A 5,765-nucleotide genomic window follows, 5' to 3' on the forward strand; every position below is an offset into this window, starting at 1 on the left:
ATCCACGTACTGGACGTACTTGGGTCAGGGCCCGGTGCGGCGAGAGTGCGTGCATGGCGTCGCGCGGCAGGCGGGACTTTCGCAACACGCCCTAGGGGGCGGGGGAGGTCGGCGCGGGGGACGGCGCGCTATCGTGGGGGTTCGGCCGGTGGGTGCGAAGGGTGGGACGGGCGGTCCACACCTCACCCCGGCCGGGTCACGCGCTCCCGGGCCGCCGGGTCGTCGAACGGTCGTGGCCGTGTGCCATGCCGTGCCCCCGACCGGTCCGCGCCCCGCGCCGGGCGGTCCTCTCAGGTCCCGGCATGCCGTGCGTCCACGGGCATCCCGCCGCACGTCATGCCCGACGACCACAGGAAGGCCCTCCCGTGCACGTGTCCGCCCCCGAGGAGACCGCCCCCGCCACGACCCGACCGGCTGGTCTCTCCCGTGCCCTGTCCTGGATCCCCGGCCTGCTGCACGACACCGCGTTCCGCCGGTACTGGACCGCGGGGACCGTGTCGTACCTCGGCGACCAGGTGTCCGCCCTCGCCATCCCCCTCATCGCCGTCACCGTGGTGCACGCGGGCGCGGCCCAGATGGGCTACCTCGGCGCCGCGGTCTGGCTGCCGCACCTGCTGTTCGGGCCGTACGCCGGACTGTGGGCGGACCGCCGCAGGCACCGCCGCCGGGTCATGATCGCCGCCGACCTGGGGCGCTTCGCGCTGCTGCTCGGCCTGCCTCTCGTGTACGCCTTCGGCACGCTGACGTTCACCGTCCTGTTCACGGTGGCGTTCGGCGTCGGGCTGCTGTCGGTCCTCTTCGAGGTGTGCAACCCCCCGGTGTTCAAGGCCCTGGTGCCGCCCGAGCACTACGTCGCCGGGAACTCGCTGGGCAGCGGCAGCCGGGCCATGGCGAAGGTCGTCGGCCCCAGCGCCGGCGGCTTCCTGGTGCAGCTGTTCTCCGCGCCCGTCGCCCTGCTGGTGGACGCGGTGTCGTACCTCGTCTCGGCCGTGCAGCTGGCGCGGATCGCGCCCCAGGAGGCACCGCCCTCGAAGGAGCGTGCCCGGCTGCGGGCGGCCGGCCGGTTCATCGTCCGCTCCCGGACCATCCGGGCGGCGCTGGCCGCCACCGCCACCGTCAACTTCTTCTGCTTCGTGACCACCACCCTCTTCGTGCTGTACGCCACCACCACGCTGGGCCTCGGCGCGGGCCTGCTGGGCACGGTGCTGGGCACCGGAGCCGTCGGCGCGGTGGTGGGCGCCGTCTCCGCGACCCCGCTCACGCGGCGCCTGGGGGTGGGGCGGACCTTCCTGCTCGGCTGCCTGGCGACCCCCGCGCCGCTGCTGCTGGTCCCCGCGGCCCACGGTTCCGGGGGCACGGTCCTGCCGATGCTGGTCGGCGCCCAGTTCGGCTCGGCGATGGGCGTCATCTGGATCGACATCACCGCCGCGACCCTGCTGACCTCGCAGGTCCCGGACGCCATGCGGTCCAGCGTGTTCGGCGCCTACCAGGGGGTGAACCTCGGCATGCGGCCGCTCGCCGCGCTGCTCGCCGGTGCCGTCGCCGGGCCGCTGGGGCTGCGGACGACGCTGTGGATCGCCGCGGCCGGGGCCCTCACCGCCTGCCTGTGGATCCTGCCCTCGCCGCTGTCCCGCCGGACCCCGCCCGAGGCCGTCCAGGAGAGCTGAGCGGCACAACCGGCAGCCGGAAGTGCCTCCTGGACTGCCTGTGACAGTGCCGTTCCGGCCGTCGTGGCGCGGTTAGCGTTCTTGTACCGATCGATGATCGCCGTCGCGGCACCGCTCACGCAGCTCACGCGCACCACCCTTTCCCGGACGTCCGCCCGCGTCTGCCCGCAACCGCCGAAGCAGGGCGACCGGAACGCCCCGGTCCCCCGGTCCTCGCCCGTCCGTCACCGCCTTCATGGAGACTTCCGTGACACCAGCAGATTCCGGACACTTCCTCGACAAGTTCCTCCGGCAAGCAGCAGCCACCCCCGACCGCCCCGCGGCAGAGCTCGGCGACCGGCACCTGACGTACGCCGAACTCGCCGCCCGCGCCCGCGCCCTGGCCGCCCGGCTGCGCTCCCTCGGCGTGGGCCCGGGGGCGACGGTGGGCGTGTTCCTGGAGCCGTCCCTGGACCTCGTGACCTCCGTCCTCGCCGTCGTCCACGCCGGCGCCGCCTGGCTGCCGCTGGACCCCTCGTACCCGGCCGACCGGCTGTCGTACATGATCAGCGACTCGGGTGCCGCGCTGGTGATCGCCGACGCGGACGCGCCCGAGTGGCTGCGCTCCCTCGGCGTGCCGCTCGCGGACCCCGCCGACGGCACCGCGCCGGCCGAGCCCCTCCCGCTGCCCCGGCTGCGCCCGGAGTCCGCGGCCTACGTCATCTACACCTCCGGCTCCACCGGCCGCCCCAAGGGCGTGACGCTCACCCAGCGCGGGCTCGCCAACCTGGCCGAAGCCCAGCGCTCCACCTTCACCGTCGAACCGGGCCACCGGGTCCTCCAGTTCGCCTCGCCCAGCTTCGACGCGTCCGTCTTCGAGCTGGCCATGGCGCTGTGCTCGGGCGCCACCCTGGTCCTGCCGCCGCGCCGCGACGTCCTGTACGGGCCCGGCCTCGGCGACTTCCTCGCCGACGCCCGGATCACCCACATCACCCTGCCGCCGAGCGTGCTCGCGATGGTGCCGGAGCGGGAACTGCCGCACCTGGAGACGATCGTGTGCGCCGGTGAGGCGCTCCCCCAGCAGCTGGTCGACCGGTGGGCGCCGGGCCGGGCCATGTTCAACGCGTACGGCCCGACCGAGACCACCGTGTGGGCCTCGGTGTCCCGGACCGTACCGGGCGGCGGCAAGCCGGTCATCGGCCGGGCCATCGACGGCGTGCGCCTCTACGTCCTGGACGAGTCGCTGCGCCCGGTGGCGCCCGGCGAGCCCGGTGAACTGGTCATCGGCGGCGCGGGGGTGGCCCGCGGCTACATCGGCCGGGCGGACCTGACCACCGACCGTTTCGTGCCGGACCCGGACTCCCCCGGCGAGCGGGCCTACCGCACCGGCGACCTGGTACGGATGACGCCCGACGGCGAGCTGGACTTCCTCGGCCGCATCGACCAGCAGGTCAAGCTGAACGGCTTCCGCATCGAGCCCGACGAGATCGCCGCCGTGCTGCGCGAACACCCCGCCGTCCAGGATGTCGCGGTGGTCGTCGGCCGGGTCGGCGACGAGGACCGGCTGGTGGCCTACGCCGTGGCGCCGTCGGCGGAGCCGCTGGAGCTTCGCGGGTTCGCCGCCGGCCGGCTGCCGCACTTCATGGTGCCGTCGGTCGCGCTGATCGACCGGCTGCCGCTGCTGCCCAACGGCAAGCTGGACCGGGCCGCCCTGCCCGCCCTGGACCGCGCGTCGCTGGGGCTGGGCGGCGGCGGGGCCGAGGCCCGCACCGGGACCGAGCGCCGGCTGGCGGAGATCGCCGCCGAGTTCCTCGGCATCGACGAGGTCGGTGTCGACGACGACTTCTTCCTGCTGGGCGGTCACTCGCTGCTCGCCGGACGCCTCGCGGCGCGGGTCCGTTCGGAGTTCGGCACCGAGTTGCCGATATCGAGCATCTACGAGAAGCGCACGGTGGCCCGGATGGCCGCCGAGCTGGACCGGCTGGGCCGCAGCGCGCCGCCGCTGCCGCCGGTGGTCCGGGTGCCCCGGGACCGTCCGCTGCCGCTGTCCTTCCCCCAGGAGCGGATCTGGTTCCTGGAGCAGCTCTCCCCCGGCAACCTCGCCTACAACGCCCAGGCCACCATCCGGCTGCGCGGCCCGCTCGACGCCGAGGTGCTGGGCGCCACGATCACCGAGGTGGTCCGCCGCCACGAGATCTTCCGTACGGCCTTCTCCACGGTCGACGGCGTGCCGATGCAGGAGGTCCGTCCGCCGATGGCGGTACGGCTGCCCGTGGTCGACCTCCAGGACGTGCCGGAGGCGGACCGGGAGCGCCGTACCGAGGAGGTCGTACGGGACACCATCCGCCGTCCCTTCGAGCTGACCGAACCGCCGCTGGCCCGCTGGCTGCTGATCCGGCACGCGGCCGACGACCACACCCTCGTCCAGGTGGAGCACCACTTCGTGCACGACGGCTGGTCGTTCGGCGTGCTCCTCGACGAGATCCGGGCGATCTACCCCGAGCTGGCGGCCGGCCGGCCGTCACCGCTGCCCGAACCGCCCATCCAGTACGCCGACTTCGCCGCCTGGCAGCGTGCCTGGATGCGTGACGACGTGCTGGACCGTCACCTGGAGTACTGGAAGCGGCACTTGGCGGACGCCCCGCTCGTGCTGGATCTGCCGACGGACCGGCCGCGGCCCCGTGTCCCGTCCTTCGACGGCGCGGCCCTGCGGATCGAGCTGCCGGCCGAACTCAGCCGTGCGCTGCGGGAGTCCAGCGAGCGCTCCGGGGTGACGCTGTACGCCTCGATGCTGTCGGGCTTCGCGGCCCTGATGAGCCGCTACTCGGGCCAGAGCGACCTGGTGGTCGGTTCGGGTGTCGCGAACCGCAGGCTCGCGGAGACCGAGCGCATGCTGGGCATGGTGGTGAACACCCTGCCGCTGCGGCTGGACACCTCGGGCTCCCCGGGCTTCGAGGTCCTGCGGCGCCGGGTCAACGACGTGCTGATGGAGACCTCGGACTGGCAGGACGTGCCGCTGGGCCGGCTGGTGGAGGCCGTGGCCCCGCCGCGGGTGCCGTCCATCAACCCGCTGTTCCAGGTGATGTTCAGCTTCCACAACGCCATCGTCCCGGACCTGGAGTTCGCCGGGGTGCGGGGCACCGTCCTGGAGCGGCACAACGGCTCGTCCAAGATGGACATGAACATCGTGGTGGTGCCGCGGGCCCAGCAGCGGGCCGGCCGCGAGGACCACCCGGACCGCGACCGGATCACCCTGATCTGGGAGTACGCCTCGTCGCTGTTCGACGAGGACACCATCCGACGGATGGTGGACCACTACATCACCCTGCTGCGGTCGGCGGTCGCCGACCCGGAGCGGCCGATGGACCGCATCGGGCTGGAGTCCGGTGCCGCGGAGCGCGAACTGCCGCCGCTCGGCGGCGGGCTGGGCGAACGCGTCGAGTACCCCGGTGGTCTCCTGACGGATCTGGTGGACGCGGTGGCGGCGGCGACCCCGCACGCGCCGGCGGTCACCGACTCCGAGAGCACCCTCACCTACGCCGAACTCACCGGCCGCGCCAACCACCTGGCCGCCCGGCTGCGCGAGGCCGGAGTCGTCGCCGACACCCCCGTCGGCCTCTGGATGGACCGCTCCGCCGAGATGGCCGTCACCCTGCTGGCCATCGTGAAGGCGGGCGGCGCGTTCCTGCCGCTCGACCCGGACCTGCCGGTGGGCCGGGTGGTCACCCTGCTGACGGACGCGGGCGCCCCGCTGGTCTGTGTGGACGGGCAGCGCGCCGAGTCGCTGGCGGACTGTGCGGCGGGGTCGCTCACGGTCCTGGACTGCGGGCCGGGCACGCTCACCGAGTCCTCGCCCACGGCGGTGGACAACGGTGTCACCGGGGACAACCTGATCTCGGTGTACTACACCTCCGGGTCGACCGGCACACCCAAGGGCGTCGCCTCCACCCACGCCGGCTGGACCAACCGCATGCAGTGGATGCAGGCCCACTACCCCCTCACCCCCGGCGACACCGTCCTGCACAAAACCGTCCTCAGCTTCGACGACTCCGCCGTCGAGATCTTCTGGCCCCTCATCGCCGGCGCCACCGTCGTCATGCTCCCCCCAGGCCTGCACCG

General features: G+C 73.7%; 2 protein-coding genes. Both read left to right on the top strand.

Features of this window, described 5'->3' with window-relative positions; all coding sequences use genetic code 11:
* The first annotated feature begins 365 nt into the window (after positions 1-365).
* Entirely contained in the window at positions 366-1,667 is a 1,302-nt protein-coding gene (locus AB0G52_RS40730) for an MFS transporter (RefSeq protein WP_361344294.1), read from the top strand.
* 247 nt (positions 1,668-1,914) lie between these two features.
* On the top strand, positions 1,915-5,765 hold a 3,851-nt coding region (locus AB0G52_RS40735; RefSeq protein WP_361344297.1), incomplete at its 3' end, for an amino acid adenylation domain-containing protein.

Source organism: Streptomyces sp. NPDC021562, from assembly GCF_040640875.1.
Taxonomy (GTDB): domain Bacteria; phylum Actinomycetota; class Actinomycetes; order Streptomycetales; family Streptomycetaceae; genus Streptomyces.